We start from the raw sequence: 12,602 nt of genomic DNA, 5'->3' as shown, positions 1-12,602 counted from the left end.
CCGGCGCAGCTGGGGAGCTGCGCCGGCATTGCTTTGTCTCGGCCCGGCCGCGGGCAATCGTGCCTCCCCAGTGCTTCAAGGGCCGGGGAGTGCCCCCAGGGCGGCACGGGTGGGCGGTGGGGGTCCCCCCGCTCATGGGGGTCCCCCGCTCGAGCGAAGCCGAGAGTGGGGGAGAAACCGAGAGGGGAGGGGGAGGCACCTCGTCGCGCCGAGCCGCGCACCCACCCGGCCTCAGCGCCAACGCCCAGCACCGGCCCCGACAGGTCTTACGGCAAGTCCCGCACCCCCACGTACTCTCACCCCGTGACCCCCGCCCCCCTCCTGGCCGACCTCACCGCCAAGGCCCGAGCAACCGCCCACGCCCGCTCGTCGACCTGCCCCTGCGGAACAGCCGTCCTCGCGGACCGCCCCGACGCGACGGTCGTCCGCCACGCCGGCCTCGTCGCGAAGGCCCACCCCCCGGAATCCGACCCCACCGAACTGACCGGCCGCCTCACGGTGGCCACCCGCCACCCCGAGATCCTCCTGGCGCCGCTCACTCCCACCCCGGCCGACCTGCACGACAGACTCGTGACGTGCTGGCCGTACGGAACCCCCGTGGACCCGGACGACCCGGACGCCGCGCCCTGGGAAGCGGCCGCCACCCTCCTCGCCCGTCTCCATCGCACCCCCGCACCCGACGCCCTCCCCGCCATGCGGGGCCCCGCCAAGGCGGCCCGGGCCATCGGCAAGCTCCGGAACGCCGCCCCGCATCCCGCCGCCAACCCCGTCCTGCGGGCCTGGGACACCCTCCCCGCGTGGGCCCGTTCGGAGGCCCCGATGCCGCACACCCGCACGCTCTGCCACGGCGACCTCCACCTCGGCCAGCTCATACGCCACCCCGCCCCGAAGGCCCCTGGCTGCTGATAGACGTCGACGACCTCGGTGTCGGCGTCCCCGCCTGGGATCTCGCCCGCCCCGCCGCCTGGTACGCCTGTGGGTTCCTCCTGGCCGAGGAATGGGCCCGGTTCCTCGCTGCCTACCGGGAGGCCGGTGGCCCGGCCGTACCCGCCGACGGCGACCCCTGGCCCGCTCTCGAAGTCCCCGCCCGCGCCCTCACCGTGCAGACCGCGGCTCGGGCCGTCGCCAAGGCGGCAGCCGCCGGCCGCGATCTGGACGAGGTCGAGCAGTTGGTCGTAGACGCCTGTGACCGAATGGCTGCCCTCCCGCCGCAGTTGGCGCAGGAGCACGCGAAGTAGGGTGCAACCGACCACAGCGGGACAGAGTCTGTCCTGGCGAGACACGAAGCAGGACCGACCGGCGAGGAGTTGAACCACCATGCAGTGTCCGAAGTGCCGTGCGCCCATGCACACGTACAACCGCAACGGTGTCCAGATCGAGCAGTGCAGCGGCTGCCGCGGGATCTTTCTCGACTACGGCGAGCTGGAGTCGCTGACCCGCCTGGAGTCCCAGTGGTCCCAGGGCGCGCCGCCGCCCCCGCCCGCCCCGCAGGCCTACCCCGCCCCTCCCGCTCCCGCCTGGGGTGCTCCGCACGGCGGTCACGGTCATCACGGCGGCCATGGCCACCACGGTCACCACCGCAACAAGGGCTTCGGGCACATGCTGTTCTCGTCGTGACGCGACACGACAAGAGCCCCCGGCCGCGAACGGCCGGGGGCTCCGGTGTGGTGTGGACGATACTGGGATTGAACCAGTGACCTCTTCCGTGTCAGGGAAGCGCTCTCCCGCTGAGCTAATCGTCCTCGGGACCATGACCACTCCGTGGAGCGGATCATGGGCACTGCGTGCGCGATACTGGGATTGAACCAGTGACCTCTTCCGTGTCAGGGAAGCGCTCTCCCGCTGAGCTAATCGCGCGGGTTCGGATCTTGGAACAGATCCAGTGGACGATACTGGGATTGAACCAGTGACCTCTTCCGTGTCAGGGAAGCGCTCTCCCGCTGAGCTAATCGTCCTTGGAGGTGGAGACGGGATTTGAACCCGTGTAGACGGCTTTGCAGGCCGTTGCCTCGCCTCTCGGCCACTCCACCAGGAGTGTAGGGGACCGGGAGCCCCCTGTTCCTGCGAGCGGACGACCAGGTTCGAACTGGCGACCTCAACCTTGGCAAGGTTGCGCTCTACCAACTGAGCTACGTCCGCTTGTCGTTTCCGGTCCGCTCTCGCGGCCCGGCGACGTGTTGAACTCTAGCGGATTCCGGGGCCAGTACAAAAACGCGTTTGTGCAGCGTGCTGCGCTTCCCCTGCTCAGGGATGTCGCGGAGCCCCCGGAGGGACATCATCCGGTCACCCCCAGGACACCGCCATAGACTCGACTGCGTGTCCGACCTCCCTCCTCTGGCCCGCTTCGGCGACCGCGTCGCCACCGGGCTCCTCGACGTCACCGATGATCCCGAAGCCCTGGAATCCAGCGGCTTCTGGGCCGTCTGCGCCGACTTCGAGGGCCGTCTGACCTGCGCCCGCTTCAGGGACGTGCGGGAGCAGCCCGTGCCCGCCCCCGTCCCCGGCGCGTGGCGCGCACCGGCGGCGGACGACTGGACGTCCTCGCTCGATCACGCCGCGTACACGGCGGCCGTGCGGCGGATCCGCGAGCACATCGCGGCCGGCGAGGTCTACCAGGCGAATCTGTGCCGCGTGCTGTCCGCGCCCGTCGCGCCCGGCGCGGACGTGGACGCCCTCACCGCGCTGCTGGCCCGCGGCAATCCGGCACCGTTTGCAGGGACGATCCGCCTGCCTGGACACGGTGTGGAGATCGCCACCGCGTCCCCCGAACTGTTCCTGCGGCGCCACGGGCAGGTCGTGGAGTCCGGACCCATCAAGGGCACCGGCCGCACCGAGGCGGACCTGCTGGAGAAGGACTTCGCCGAGAACGTGATGATCGTGGACCTGGTCCGCAACGACATCGGACGGGTCTGTGCCACGGGCAGTGTGACGGTGCCCGATCTGTGTGCCGTCGAGAAGCATCCGGGACTGGTCCATCTCGTGTCGACCGTCCGCGGTGAGCTGGGGAACGGGGCCGGCTGGGCCGAGCTGCTCGGCGCCGCCTTCCCGCCCGGTTCGGTCACCGGCGCGCCCAAGTCGAGCGCCCTGCGGATCATCGACGCGCTGGAGACAGCGCCCCGAGGGCCGTACTGCGGCGGGATCGGCTGGGTCGACGCCGACCGGCGTGCCGGTGAGCTGGCCGTCGGCATCCGTACGTTCTGGATCGACCGCTCCGACGGCGTGCTGCGTTTCGGTACCGGCGCGGGGATCACCTGGGGCTCGGACCCCGAGGGGGAGTGGCGGGAGACCGAGCTGAAGGCGTCCCGGCTGCTCGCGATAGCGTCGGGAGGGTATGCGGTGAGTGGAGAGGACCTGACGTGAAGATCTGGCTCGACGGCGGGCTGCAGGACAGCGAGTCCGCCCGCGTCTCCGTCTTCGACCACGGACTGACCGTGGGCGACGGCATCTTCGAGACGGTGAAGACCGTGGACGGCAGGCCGTTCGCGCTCACCCGGCACCTCGACCGGCTGACCCGGTCGGCGCGCGGCCTCGGGCTGCCCGACCCGGACCACGACGAGGTGCGCCGCGCCTGCGCGGCCGTCCTCGAGGCCAACCCCGCGCCGCTCGGCCGCCTTCGGATCACCTACACCGGTGGCCACGGCCCGCTCGGGTCCGACCGCGGCGAGCACGGCCCGACCCTCCTCGTCGCCCTCGGCGCGACCCACCGACGGCCCGACTCCACCGCCGTGATCACGGTCCCCTGGACCCGCAACGAGCGCGGCGCGCTCACCGGCCTGAAGACCACCTCGTACGCCGAGAACGTCGTGGCCCTCGCCCGCGCCCGCGAACGGGGCGCGTCCGAGGCACTGTTCGGCAACACGGCGGGACAGCTCTGCGAGGGCACCGGGTCCAACGTCTTCGTCGTCCTCGACGGTGAGATCCACACCCCGCCGCTCGCCTCGGGCTGTCTCGCGGGCATCACGCGCGCGCTGGCCATCGCGTGGACCGGTGCTCGGGAGACCGATCTGCCGCTGGACGTACTGGAACGGGCCGACGAGGTCTTCCTGACGTCCACGCTGCGGGACGTACAGGCCGTGCACCGCGTCGACGACCGTGAGCTGCCGGGCGCGCCGGGCCCGGTGACCGCCAAGGCCATGCGGATCTTCGACGAGCGCTCCGGGCACGACCTCGATCCCTGACAGCCTCCTGCATATTCGGCTGACCGGAGGCCTGGTTGCGGGTAGAACACCCCTGATGACCACGACCCTGCGGCCGACCGAGCCGCTTCAGCAGAACGCCGACGGGACGCGCTCACGCCGCTACCAGGTGTGCGTGAACAGTCGTCCCGTAGGAGCGATACACCTCGGGACGCATCCCGTGTTCGGCGACGCGGTGGCCCGGATCACGAAGCTGCGCATCGAGGAGCCGGACCGCAGGCGCGGCCGGGGCACGGTGGCCGCGCTCGCCGCCGAGGAGGTGGCGCGCGGCTGGGGGTGCCGGCGCATCGAGGCGGCGGTGCCGGCCGAACCCGAGTCGGCGTTCCGGCTCGCCAGGGCGCTCGGCTACGTCGTGCGCAACCGCGGCATGGAGAAGCCGCTCGGCGACACCCCGCCGGACCTGCCGCAGGGCAGCCGTGCCCGGCCCATGACCGAGGCGGAGTACGGCCCCTGGCTGGAGAAGGGCAAGGTGGACTACGCGCAGAGCTGGATCGAGCGGGGCGTGCCGGAGGCCGAGGCCCGGGCCAAGTCGGAGCGGGACCACGCCACCCTGCTGCCCGAGGGCCTGGCCACCCCCGGCATGCTCATCAGCGTCGTCGAACACGAGGGGGCACCGGTGGGCGCGCTGTGGCTCGCGGTGCGCCAGGACGATGCCTTCGTCTTCGACGTCGAGGCCGAGGCCGCGCACCGGGGGAAGGGACACGGCCGCACCCTCATGCTGCTGGCCGAGGCCCAGACGATCGCCGAGGGCAGACGGACCATCGGCCTCAACGTCTTCGCCGGCAACACCCCGGCCGAACGGCTCTACGCGTCACTCGGCTACGAGAATCAGCAGTACGCCATGTACAAGCCGCTGTAGCGGAGGCCCGGCAGGGGCCGGATCAGCCCTGCTCCTGTCCGGTCAGCAGCCGGTCCGCGATCTCCTCGATCCGCTCGCGCAGCCCCTCCTGGCTCTTGCCGCCGTCGAGCCGCTCGCCGTCGATGACGTAGGTCGGGGTGCCGGTCACGCCGATCGCCTTGCCCTCGGCCTGGTCGGCATCCACGATCAGAATGTGCCGGCCGTCGATCAGCGCGGTGTCGAACTCCTCGGCGTCCAGGCCCAGTTCGCCGGCCACCTCGACCAGGAAGGGTTCTCCCTTACGGGACAGCTCCTCCACCCGCCCCAGCAGGGCCTGGGCGTACGGCCATCCCTGGCCCTGCTCCCATGCCTCCTCCGCGGCCTGGGCGGCGGCGAAGGCGTGCTTGTTCTTCTCCAGGGGGAAGTGCCGCAGCCGCAGCTCCAGACGGTCGCCGTAGCGGGCGCGCAGCGAACGGAGGTCGTCCAGCGCGGTGCGGCAGTCCGGGCACTGGAGGTCGCACCAGATCTCGAGGACGGGGACGGCGGAGGGGGCAGGGGAGGAGTCGCTCATGCCGACAGTCTTCCAGCCCGTGCACCCGCACCGGCACCTGCGGAGGAGGCGACCCGGAGATCTCCCCGATGTAGCGGCGAGGCATGGCCCGCCGGGGTGCGGCGGGTGCAGGATGGAAGGGACGAAGTGCCCCTGCCCGACCGCGCCACGCCTGGAGGACCGGATGATTGCCGAGACCGTCTGCTCCGCCGTGTCCGCGGCAGGCCTGGGCATTGCGGCCATTACGGCGTACCGCAAGCGTTTCCTCGCCGCGGCCCGCATCGCGGCGTACTCGCTCGTGCCGATCGGCCTGGTGATGACGGGAGTCGTCGAATGGCTGGCCGACACCGCGTTCAGCCCGACCGCCTGGGCGGGCTTCGGGGTGCTGGGCCTCGCGTGGGCGCTGTTCGCGACCACCCGCGTCGTGGAGCGCCGCCGCGGCGGCACCCGCAAGGAGCGCAGGGCGGCCCGGGCGGCGGCACAGCCCGATGCGGTGGCACCGGCGGCCTCGGCGCCCTCTCTGGGGCAGGGCGGGCAGGGCTCCCGCCCCGCCTCCCGGCCCGCGACGGCGTCCCGGGGAGAGGACGACTTCAGCGACATCGAGGCCATCCTCAAGAAGCACGGCATATGACTGCCGTGCAGCGCGCCGGACTGAATCGTCACAGTGGGTCCGAGGACGCGCGGAAGTGATCACAACCTGAACCGGACCTCACGCAATCGGCGCACCCCCGGACGGAACGAGGGCGCTGATCGCGCCGGGCGGGGCGGCTGCGTCATCATCACCGCGAGATGCTGGACACGACGAGACAGAGCGACCCCGCGCCGCCGCAGGACGAGCCACGTGGTTGTCTCTTCGCCCTTTCCCAGCCACCGCTGATGATCTTCCTTGCGGTGATCGGGTGTCTGCTGCTCATGGCCTCGTTGCACGATCTGCTGATGCTGTGAGCCTTACCCGCGGCCCCGGCGCCACCCGCCGGGGCCGCGTCGGCATCGACATCAGCCCGCCGCCTCCCTGCGGCGGGCCCGGTACGCGGCCACGTGCAGACGGTTGCCGCAGGTGCGGCTGTCGCAGTACCGCCGGGAGCGGTTGCGGGAGAGATCGACGAAGGCGCGGCGGCAGTCGGGCGCCTCGCACCGCCGCAGCCGCTCCTGCTCCCCGGCGACCACGAAGAACGCCAGTGCCATCCCGCAGTCGGCCGCCAGGTGGTCGGCGACGGAGGCACCCGGTGCGAAGTAGTGCACATGCCAGTCGTAGCCGTCGTGGTCCGTGAGCCGGGGTGTGGTGCCGGCGGCCGCGATCAGCTCGTTGATCAGTCCGGCGGCGGCCCGGGCGTCGGGGGCGGCGAAGACGGCGGCGAACCGTCCGCGGATCTTCCGCACCGCGGAGAGGTCGAACTCCGAGAGCGCTCCGACGTCGCTGATCGCGTGGTTGCTCACGAAGTCCGTGAGCGTCGCCACGTCCGGCAGCCCGTCCGCTGCCGTGTCGTCCTCCGGTGCGGTGTTCACCAGATCGACCACGGTGTCGAGGGCGCACCGGGTGTCGTGGGTGATCAGCACGATTCGCTCCCTGGCCTGGGGGTCGGGCAGACGCCCGCCGATGCTGGCCGATGGTAATGGCTCCGGATCCACCGGACGGCCCTCATGCCCGCACATGGCTTCGAATAGAACGCCGCCGGGTCCGCCATGGTTCCCGCCTACCGACAGTGACGACGACCGTTCCCGTCACCTCCCCGTTCTCCCGGGGCCTCCCCGCCGGCGCACACGTACCGGCGCCGGCATCGCGTGATCCGCGGCGCCGGCGCCGGTGTATCCCGTATGCGGTTGTCCGAGCCCGAGCCGTCTCCCCGAGTCGACGGCGCCGGGCGGCTTTGTGAGGGCCTCGCGCTAGCTTTCCGCCAGGATGTGCGAGAGCTCCTGATCGAGGTCGAAGTGCCGGTGCTCCGTGCCGGGCGGCACGGCGGCGTCGGTCCGCTTCAGGAAGGACTCCAGGGCCCGTGCCGGGGCCTCGAGCAGGGCCTCGCCCTCCGGTGAGCTCAGGGCGATGCACACGACGCCCTGGCCGTGACTGCGCGACGGCCAGACGCGGACGTCGCCGGTGCCGGTAGGGCGGTGAAGTCCCTCGGCGAGGAGGTCGCGGGCGAACACCCACTCGACGGTCTCCTCGGCTCCGGTGTGGAAGGTGGCGTGCACGGCGTAGGGGTCGGCCGTGTCGTACCGCAGGCCTGCGGGGACAGGCAGGGAGGACTCGCTCGACACAACGAGGCGCAGGTGCAGCTCGCAGCTGACCGTGGTGTTCATAAGCGCCAGGGCCTTTCGCTCAGTGTGCGCTCGGGGATTCGCACGTCGGCGAAATCGACATGCCACCTACGGTGCCGTTGTAAACCCCTCTGAGTGTTTTGCGTGCCTTTACGTAACTCTTCCGGCCCTAAGATCGTTCGCGTCGTGCGTCCATTCCGGTGACTGGTTTCGCTCGGGTAGTGTTTGGCCGTATGAATACGGGGAGTAACGAGCCGGGCGAGGTGGCCATGGCATCGGACGAGACGGGGACGGACGAGGTGCGCAGCGAGCAAGAGCGGGGGCTTGGCTCGCGGGCACCGGAATTCATCAAAGCGCGCCGGATGCTGCATGTGAGCTGGCAGGTCGGTGTCTTCGTCATCGGGCTCGCGGTCGTGGTGGCCGGCATCATCATGCTGCCCCTTCCCGGGCCGGGATGGGTCGTGATTTTCGGCGGCATGGCGATCTGGGCGACCGAGTTCGTATGGGCCCAGCTGGTGCTCCGCTGGACCAAGCGGAAGGTCACCGAGGCCGCGCAGCGTGCCCTCGATCCCAAGGTGCGGCGGCGGAACATCATCCTGACGGCCATCGGGCTGGTGATCGTGGCCGTACTGGTCGGTATCTACGTCTGGAAGTTCGGCATAGTGATGCCGTGGAAGATCAAGGACCAGTGAGTCGCGCCGGGGTGCCGGTGCCGTCCCTGCGCTGGTCACAGGCACTGCCTGACATGGGGTAATGTTCTTCCTGCGTCCGGGCGATTAGCTCAGTGGGAGAGCACTTCGTTCACACCGAAGGGGTCACTGGTTCGAACCCAGTATCGCCCACCCGGATCAGCGGCCCACCTGCGATTGAGCAGGTGGGCAGCTTCGTTTTCGGCGGGTGAGAGTGTTCGCCGGGGCGGGCGTTCAGCTGGTGTACGCGGGTTCGGCTGGTGTGCGCGATCCGCCAGGGGGGTGCCCCGCAGGAGCGCGACCGCCCCTGCCGCACGGTCGTGCCGCCCCTGACCCGGGCCTGTCCGGTCGTGCCGCCCGTGCCCCGGCCTTGTCCGGTCGTGCCGCTCGTACTTCCCGGCCTGTCCGGTCGTGCCGCCCATGCCCCCGGCTGTCCGGCGGCCGCCCCCTCCCGCGCCGCGCCGCTGTGCTGCCCGTGCCGCCCTGATTCCGTTCGCCGCCCCCGGCGAGCCTCGTCGTCGCCCCGCCTCGCGGCCCTGGCTCCCACCGGCCGCCACATGCCCCGACGGCACCCCCACTCAAGCGCCACATGGCCGAAACCAGACCTCTCCCCGTCACTCCCGGCCCTCCATCCCACCGTCGTCTTTCGGTCGCCCCCGAAACCCGTACGACCGGCCCTCCTTCGTTCGCCTCCTCGGCCGCACACGCCTCACCAGCAACGTCCTCCCGCCCGGCCCTGGCCCCCGCCTCCCGGCCCCTCTCCGCCCCCGACCCGATCGGTAAGAAATTCTTGTCCGAATCATTGACGCACTCTCAGCCCCTCCGTACCTTGTGCCAGCAAGCGCTTACTTGAAACGATTCATGCGAGCGGGACGACGTGCGGGGAGGTCCAACCGTGGTGAACGGCAGGAATGTTGAGAGACGTACGGTCCTGAAGGCGGCCGGGGCCACGGCGGCCACTCTGGGGCTGGCCGCGACGACCGGCTGCGGTGGTGACGGAGGGGCCTCCGCCGACGGGACGGTGACGATTCGTTATGCGTGGTGGGGAGCGGAGGACCGCGCCCAGAGAATCAACAAGACCATCGCGCTCTTCGAGAAGAAGTACCCGAAGATCAAGGTGAAAACGGACTTCCAGCCCTATCTCGACTTCTGGAAGAAGTTCAACACCCAGGCTTCCGGTGGGAATCCGCCGGACGTCTTCCAGAATGCCATCGGCTTCCTCCGCAAATACGACGCGAAGAACGTGCTGCTCGATCTCAGTGAGCAGGCCGAGGCGGGCAACCTGCGGATGGAGGGATTCCGGGCCGGTCTGGAGAAGTTCGGCGAGGTCGACGGCAAACTCCTCGGCGTTCCGGTCGGTTCCAACTCGATGTCCCTCGTCATCGACAAGCCCGTCTACACCCGGGCCGGCGTCAAGCCCGAGCAGGGCTGGACCTGGGACGACTTCGACGCGGCGATGAAGAAGATCCGCGACAAGACGGGGCGCGCCGGGGACAGCGGCCTGTACGGCGTCATGTACCTCTACGACCTGTACCTGCGTCAGAACGGCAAGGCGTTCTTCACCGAGGACGGGCTCGGCTTCACCGAGGCGGACCTGACGGACTGGTGGACGAAGGCCAGGAAGGGCGTGGAGGAGGGCATCTACGCCGATGCCAAGAAGGTCGTCCAGAACAAGCCCAAGTCGGCGGTCGCCGCCGAGCTGGCCGGAGGCGAGTTCACCTGGGACAACTTCACCGTCCGTTACACCAGCGAGGGCAAGAGCGAGTACGGCCTGGCCCCCATCCCGACGACGGACGGCAAGAAGACCGGCCAGTACCTCGGCTCGCTCATGCTGAGCGCCTCCAAGCGCACCCAGCACCCCAAGGAGGTCGCCCAGTTCATCGACTTCATGGTCCACGACCCCGAGGTCGCCAAGATCATGGGCTACGACCGAGGTGTGCCCGCGACGCAGGCCCAGTACGACGCGTACCAGCCGACCGACGAGGTCAACAAGGCGATAGCCGCCTACGAGGAGTCCCTCGTCAAGGCCGGCGTCCTGGAGCCCATCACACCGCACCCGAACGGCGCGGACATCTGTGAGTCCGCGTTCCTGCGCATCGCCGAGGAGCTCGCCCTGGGCAAGCGGTCGGTGGACGAGGCCGTCAAGCAGTTCTTCACCGAGTCGAAGACGGCTCTCGGCACCTGATGGGAACCACCGTGACGCACGCCCCTGCGATGGAGGGCCTGTCCAAGGACAAGGACTCCGAGCCGCGGCACGGTCCGGTGAAGCCCGTGCGCCCCGCCGCCCTCAAGCGGCGGCGGCGCCGGGAGAACCTGGCCGGCTATCTCTTCATGTCCCCGTGGATCGCCGGGTTCCTGCTGCTCACCGCGGGTCCGATGGTCGCCTCGCTCTACTTCGCGTTCACCGACTACAACCTCTTCGACGCGCCGAAGTGGATCGGCCTCGACAACTTCTCCGAGATGTTCGGCGATCCGCGCTGGCGTCACTCGGTGCAGGTGACGTTGTGGTACGTCGTCGTGGGAACGCCGCTGAAGCTGATCGCGGCCCTAGGAGTGGCCCTGCTGCTGGCCCAGAGCCGTCGCGGGCAGGCCTTCTACCGGGCCGCTTTCTACGCGCCGTCGCTGATCGGGGCGAGCGTCTCCATCGCGATCGTGTGGAAGGCGATCTTCTCGGACGACGCCATCGTGGACCGGATGCAGAAGAGCTTCGGGATCGACGTCGGCGGCTGGACCGGCGACCCCGACATGATCATCTACAGCCTGGTGGCGCTCACCGTCTGGCAGTTCGGCGCCCCCATGGTCATCTTCCTGGCCGGCCTCAAGCAGGTCCCGCGCGAGCTGTACGAGGCCGCCGAGGTCGACGGCGCGGGTCCGCTGCGCCGGTTCTGGAACATCACGCTGCCGATGATCTCCCCGGTGCTTTTCTTCAACGTCCTGCTGGAGACGATCCACTCGTTCCAGATCTTCAGCTCGGCGTACATCGTCGGCGGCGGCGCCGGAGGCAACGCCTGCGGTCCGGCCGACGGCTCGATGGTCTACACCTGCTACCTCTATGTCCAGGGCTTCGAGAACAGCCGGATGGGTCTGGCCTCCGCCATGGCCTGGATGCTGCTCGTCGCGGTCGCCCTGGTGACGGCGGTGCTGTTCTGGTCCCAGAAGCGCTGGGTGCACTACGAGGAGGGCGCCTCATGAGCGCACCGGCCACCGACGTCACCCCGCGAGCGGGCGGCCTCCGGCACAAGCTGCCTGGCTCCGTCGCCTGGCACATCGCGTCCCTGCTGGTCCTCGCGGTGATCCTCTACCCGGTGATCTGGGTCATCGGCGGTTCCTTCAAGAAGAGCGAGGACGTCGTCGGCAGCCTGGATCTCTTCCCGGGCGATCCGATCACCTCGAACTACACGCGGCTCAGCGAGGGCATCGCGGACATCTCCATCTCCACGTTCTTCCTCAACTCGCTCATGCTCGCGCTGGGTTCCGTGGTCGGGATCCTGCTGTCCTGCTCGCTGACGGCGTACGCCTTCGCGAAGATCAGGTTCGCGGGCCGCAACCTGCTCTTCACGCTGATGATCGGCACGCTCCTGTTGCCCTATCACGTGCTGCTCATCCCGCAGTACGTGCTGTTCCGCAACATGGAGATGATCAACACCTACACCCCGCTGCTGCTGGGGAAGTACCTGGCGACGGAGGCGTTCTTCGTCTTCCTGATGATGCAGTTCATGCGCAACCTGCCCAAGGAGCTGGACGAGGCCGCCCGGCTCGACGGCTGCGGGCACCTGCGCATCTACTGGTCGATCGTGCTGCCGCTGTGCCGCCCGGCCCTGATCACCAGCGCGATCTTCACGTTCATCAACGCGTGGAACGACTTCATGGGTCCGCTGATCTACCTCAACGAACCCGACAAGTACACGGTCTCCCTGGGGCTGAAGATGTTCGTGGACCAGGAGGGCGTGGCCGACTACGGCGGCATGATCGCCATGTCGCTCGTCGCGCTGCTGCCGGTCCTCGCCTTCTTCCTGGCCTTCCAGCGGTATCTGATCGACGGTATGGCCACGTCGGGGCTGAAGGGCTGAGGT

13 protein-coding genes, 6 tRNA genes and 1 pseudogene are annotated in these 12,602 nt (G+C 69.6%); 12 read left to right on the top strand and 8 right to left on the bottom strand.

Translation table 11 applies throughout. From position 1 onward, the window contains the following. Positions 1–303 precede the first annotated feature (303 nt). Both ACQEV8_RS08370 and ACQEV8_RS08365 read left to right on the top strand, forming a co-directional pair. Positions 304–1,238, top strand: a pseudogene (locus ACQEV8_RS08370) (phosphotransferase family protein). Positions 1,239–1,317: 79 nt separating this feature from the next. Beyond that, on the top strand, positions 1,318–1,617 hold the full coding sequence (locus ACQEV8_RS08365) for a zf-TFIIB domain-containing protein (RefSeq protein ID WP_193480248.1): 300 nt from the start codon (positions 1,318–1,320) through the stop codon (positions 1,615–1,617). Between the two features lie 53 nt (positions 1,618–1,670). Here the strand turns inward: ACQEV8_RS08365 and ACQEV8_RS08360 are convergent. The 5 genes from ACQEV8_RS08360 to ACQEV8_RS08340 form a co-directional block, all read right to left on the bottom strand. Further along, positions 1,671–1,742 (bottom strand) — tRNA-Val (locus tag ACQEV8_RS08360). Positions 1,743–1,785: 43 nt separating this feature from the next. Next, positions 1,786–1,857: transfer RNA gene (locus ACQEV8_RS08355), tRNA-Val, on the bottom strand. Positions 1,858–1,883: 26 nt separating this feature from the next. Further along, a tRNA-Val gene (locus tag ACQEV8_RS08350) sits at positions 1,884–1,955 on the bottom strand. Position 1,956: 1 nt separating this feature from the next. Next, positions 1,957–2,030: transfer RNA gene (locus ACQEV8_RS08345), tRNA-Cys, on the bottom strand. Positions 2,031–2,066: 36 nt separating this feature from the next. Further along, a tRNA-Gly gene (locus ACQEV8_RS08340) sits at positions 2,067–2,139 on the bottom strand. A gap of 177 nt (positions 2,140–2,316) precedes the next feature. On the opposite strand from ACQEV8_RS08340, the gene ACQEV8_RS08335 reads away from it, so the two are divergent. From ACQEV8_RS08335 to ACQEV8_RS08325, 3 genes are read left to right on the top strand one after another with little or no spacing between them, the layout of a single operon-like run. Further along, positions 2,317–3,360: a chorismate-binding protein gene (locus ACQEV8_RS08335; protein WP_432958609.1), complete on the top strand. Its 1,044-nt coding sequence runs from the start codon at positions 2,317–2,319 to the stop codon at positions 3,358–3,360. Then, positions 3,357–4,178 (top strand): aminotransferase class IV, encoded by an 822-nt coding sequence (locus ACQEV8_RS08330; protein WP_432958607.1) that lies wholly within the window; start codon positions 3,357–3,359, stop codon positions 4,176–4,178. Before ACQEV8_RS08335 ends, ACQEV8_RS08330 begins: the two co-directional genes overlap by 4 nt. A gap of 55 nt (positions 4,179–4,233) precedes the next feature. Continuing rightward, positions 4,234–5,055, top strand: a complete 822-nt coding sequence (locus ACQEV8_RS08325; protein ID WP_432958605.1) for an N-acetyltransferase family protein — start codon at positions 4,234–4,236, stop codon at positions 5,053–5,055. A 22-nt stretch (positions 5,056–5,077) separates the two neighbouring features. Here ACQEV8_RS08325 and ACQEV8_RS08320 read toward each other — a convergent pair whose 3' ends face one another. Continuing rightward, positions 5,078–5,605 carry a DsbA family protein gene (locus ACQEV8_RS08320; protein ID WP_432958604.1) on the bottom strand — a complete coding sequence of 176 codons (528 nt, stop codon included), beginning with the start codon at positions 5,603–5,605 and terminating at the stop codon, positions 5,078–5,080. Positions 5,606–5,768: 163 nt separating this feature from the next. Here ACQEV8_RS08320 and ACQEV8_RS08315 point away from each other — a divergent pair, with 163 nt between their 5' ends. Both ACQEV8_RS08315 and ACQEV8_RS08310 read left to right on the top strand, forming a co-directional pair. Continuing rightward, complete coding sequence (locus tag ACQEV8_RS08315; RefSeq protein ID WP_432958601.1) at positions 5,769–6,215, top strand: hypothetical protein; 447 nt, start codon at positions 5,769–5,771, stop codon at positions 6,213–6,215. A gap of 158 nt (positions 6,216–6,373) precedes the next feature. Next, positions 6,374–6,529 carry a hypothetical protein gene (locus tag ACQEV8_RS08310; RefSeq protein ID WP_382837751.1) on the top strand — a complete coding sequence of 52 codons (156 nt, stop codon included), beginning with the start codon at positions 6,374–6,376 and terminating at the stop codon, positions 6,527–6,529. 51 nt (positions 6,530–6,580) lie between these two features. Here the strand turns inward: ACQEV8_RS08310 and ACQEV8_RS08305 are convergent, their stop codons facing one another. Beyond that, positions 6,581–7,141 carry a CGNR zinc finger domain-containing protein gene (locus tag ACQEV8_RS08305; RefSeq protein ID WP_432958597.1) on the bottom strand — a complete coding sequence of 187 codons (561 nt, stop codon included), beginning with the start codon at positions 7,139–7,141 and terminating at the stop codon, positions 6,581–6,583. Between the two features lie 327 nt (positions 7,142–7,468). Next, positions 7,469–7,882, bottom strand: coding sequence for an SsgA family sporulation/cell division regulator (locus ACQEV8_RS08300; RefSeq protein WP_004002642.1), 414 nt, complete (start codon positions 7,880–7,882; stop codon positions 7,469–7,471). 191 nt (positions 7,883–8,073) lie between these two features. On the opposite strand from ACQEV8_RS08300, the gene ACQEV8_RS08295 reads away from it, so the two are divergent. The 5 genes from ACQEV8_RS08295 (at position 8,074) to ACQEV8_RS08275 (ending at position 12,599) form a co-directional block, all read left to right on the top strand. Continuing rightward, a complete protein-coding gene (locus ACQEV8_RS08295) occupies positions 8,074–8,532 on the top strand; it encodes a TIGR02611 family protein (RefSeq protein WP_432958596.1) in 459 nt (152 codons plus the stop codon). Positions 8,533–8,610: 78 nt separating this feature from the next. Next, positions 8,611–8,682, top strand: a tRNA-Val gene (locus ACQEV8_RS08290). A 742-nt stretch (positions 8,683–9,424) separates the two neighbouring features. Then, complete coding sequence (locus tag ACQEV8_RS08285; RefSeq protein WP_432958594.1) at positions 9,425–10,714, top strand: ABC transporter substrate-binding protein; 1,290 nt, start codon at positions 9,425–9,427, stop codon at positions 10,712–10,714. Next, positions 10,714–11,721 (top strand): carbohydrate ABC transporter permease, encoded by a 1,008-nt coding sequence (locus tag ACQEV8_RS08280; RefSeq protein ID WP_432958592.1) that lies wholly within the window; start codon positions 10,714–10,716, stop codon positions 11,719–11,721. The genes ACQEV8_RS08285 and ACQEV8_RS08280 overlap by 1 nt, the downstream gene beginning before the upstream one ends. Continuing rightward, the gene (locus ACQEV8_RS08275) at positions 11,718–12,599 is read left to right on the top strand and encodes a carbohydrate ABC transporter permease (protein ID WP_432958590.1); all 882 of its coding nucleotides are present in this window, start codon (positions 11,718–11,720) and stop codon (positions 12,597–12,599) included. The genes ACQEV8_RS08280 and ACQEV8_RS08275 overlap by 4 nt, the downstream gene beginning before the upstream one ends. Positions 12,600–12,602 lie beyond the last annotated feature (3 nt).

The sequence above is a fragment of the Streptomyces sp. CA-179760 genome (assembly GCF_050937045.1).
Classification (GTDB): domain Bacteria; phylum Actinomycetota; class Actinomycetes; order Streptomycetales; family Streptomycetaceae; genus Streptomyces.
The sequence above is the reverse complement of the archived record's forward strand: the minus strand, read 5'-3'. Positions and strand labels throughout refer to the sequence as shown.

Coding starts and splice junctions, on each gene's coding strand:
- ACQEV8_RS08325 (WP_432958605.1), top strand. CDS start 4,234: ATGACCACGACCCTGCGGCCGACCGAGCCGCTTCAGCAGAACGCCGAC.
- ACQEV8_RS08295 (WP_432958596.1), top strand. CDS start 8,074: ATGAATACGGGGAGTAACGAGCCGGGCGAGGTGGCCATGGCATCGGAC.
- ACQEV8_RS08300 (WP_004002642.1), bottom strand. CDS start 7,882: ATGAACACCACGGTCAGCTGCGAGCTGCACCTGCGCCTCGTTGTGTCG.
- ACQEV8_RS08275 (WP_432958590.1), top strand. CDS start 11,718: ATGAGCGCACCGGCCACCGACGTCACCCCGCGAGCGGGCGGCCTCCGG.
- ACQEV8_RS08310 (WP_382837751.1), top strand. CDS start 6,374: ATGCTGGACACGACGAGACAGAGCGACCCCGCGCCGCCGCAGGACGAG.
- ACQEV8_RS08320 (WP_432958604.1), bottom strand. CDS start 5,605: ATGAGCGACTCCTCCCCTGCCCCCTCCGCCGTCCCCGTCCTCGAGATC.
- ACQEV8_RS08365 (WP_193480248.1), top strand. CDS start 1,318: ATGCAGTGTCCGAAGTGCCGTGCGCCCATGCACACGTACAACCGCAAC.
- ACQEV8_RS08315 (WP_432958601.1), top strand. CDS start 5,769: ATGATTGCCGAGACCGTCTGCTCCGCCGTGTCCGCGGCAGGCCTGGGC.
- ACQEV8_RS08280 (WP_432958592.1), top strand. CDS start 10,714: ATGGGAACCACCGTGACGCACGCCCCTGCGATGGAGGGCCTGTCCAAG.